The 2,147-nt window shown below is 45.4% G+C and carries 1 pseudogene; it reads right to left on the minus strand.

Going from position 1 to position 2,147, the window contains the following annotated elements:
• A pseudogene (gene metH / locus F6K20_RS35405) lies at positions 1 to 2,147 on the minus strand (methionine synthase); the annotation flags it as partial.

Raw genomic sequence — 2,147 nt, forward strand, 5'->3', positions numbered from 1 at the left:
TCAGTCCTTATGGACAAACTTTGGTGTTAGGGCAGCACCCCCTAGAATAACTGGTACCGTAATTCCCCGCTCATTAAAGGTTTCCAAATTATCCTTCATAAACGCAGTAGACTTCACCAGTAGCCCACTCATGGCAATACAGTCCGCATTGTGCTTTTCATAAGCATCAATAATATTGTCCACTGGCTGTTTAATCCCCAAGTTAATCACTTCGTAGCCATTGTTGGACAAGATGATATCCACTAAATTTTTGCCAATATCGTGAACATCTCCTTTCACCGTAGCAATTACAAAGGTACCTTTAGCATTTTTCCCGGCTTCGGATTTTTCCATATATGGCTCTAAATAGGCCACTGCTGCCTTCATGGTCTGAGCGGATTGTAATACAAACGGCAGCTGCATTTGCCCGGAACCAAATAGTTCCCCTACTACTTTCATACCGTCCAGCAAAAAGGTATTGATAATCTCCAGGGGAGGATATTTTTCTCGGGCTTTCTCCAGTTGTTCTTCTAAACCAATCCGTTCCCCATCAATAATATGACGCTTGAGCCGCTCTTCTACCGATAGGTTTTCATCCTGAGAGCGATCGCGTTTTGTAGTTTTCCCTTCAAACAGGGTAGTCAACTTGGTCAAGGGGTCATAGGTACACACATCCCCATCAAACTCCCGCTGATCATAAATCAGTTTTCGACAAACCTCTTGATGCTCTGGCTCAATCTTGGCTAAGGGTAAAATCTTACTAGCACTAACAATGGCTGCATCCATCCCCACTTGCATTGCTTCGTGCAAGAACATGGAATTAAGCACAATTCTTGCTGCTGGGTTTAGTCCGAAGGAAATATTAGAAACCCCCAGCATAACATGACACCCAGGCAATTCTTCCCGAATCCGACGAATGGATTCGATTGTCGCTTTGCCGTTTTCCCGGTCTTCCTCAATGCCTGTGGAAATTGGTAGCGCTAGTGTATCAAAGAACAATTCATGAGCTGGGATACCATATGCGATCGCATCGTTATAAGCACGTTTAGCAATTTCAAACTTTTTATCTGCTGTCCGGGCCATACCATCTTCATCGATAGTACCAATTACCACTCCCGCGCCATAAATTTTAGCTAACTCCAGTACCTTATAGAACCTAGGTTCCCCATCTTCGTAGTTAGTGGAGTTCAGGATACACTTACCCCCAACCACCTTTAAGCCAGCCTCCATCTTTTCCCATTCCGTGGAGTCCAGCATCAGGGGTAAGGTGGAATTTGTGACTAAACGGGAGGCCAATTCGTTCATATCCCGAACTCCATCCCGTCCCACATAGTCCACGTTAACATCTAGGACGTTAGCCCCTTCCCGGATTTGGGATTTAGCCAAAGATACCAATCCATCCCAATCTTCTGCATTCAGCATGGTGCGGCACTTTTTAGAACCACTAGCATTGAGCCGTTCACCAACAATTAGGAAAGAATTATCTTGCTCATAAGGCTGGGAGCTGTAAATCGATGCTGCTGACGGTTCATGCTTAGGATTTCGCTCCTTCGGGGTCAGGGTTTGGGCAAATTCTGCTAACTGTTCAATATGAGCTGGCCTAGTACCGCAACAGCCACCAATAACTTGTACTCCCAAATCCTCTACAAAATGCATCAGTGCCATCCGCAGTTCCATGGGAGTAAGCCTGTAGTGAGCGTGCCCTCCGACATTTTCCGGTAATCCAGCATTAGGGATACAAGAAACCACAAATGGGGAACACTCAGATAAGTATTTGATATGTTCCTTCATTTGCTCTGGCCCAGTGGCACAGTTAAGACCAAGGATATCAATCGGGTAAGGCTCTAGAATCGTTAGCGCCGCATTAATTTCTGACCCCACCAGCATAGTACCCATCACTTCCATAGTGATCGATACCATCAGTGGCAGTCTTGCCCCTTTTTTTTCAAATACCTCTTCTATGGCATTCAGGGCTGCCTTAATTTGGAGCACATCCTGACAAGTTTCAACGATCAGCAAATCAGAACCGACATCATACAACACTAAGGCTTGTTCCACATAGGCGTTCTTCAAGGTATCAAAATCAATATGTCCCAGGGTAGGGAGTTTAGTACCAGGACCCATCGACCCTGCCACAAACCTAGGTTTTTCTGGAGTGGAGTATTCCG

Source organism: Moorena sp. SIO2C4, from assembly GCF_010672485.1.
Taxonomy (GTDB): Bacteria; Cyanobacteriota; Cyanobacteriia; order Cyanobacteriales; family Coleofasciculaceae; genus Moorena; species Moorena producens.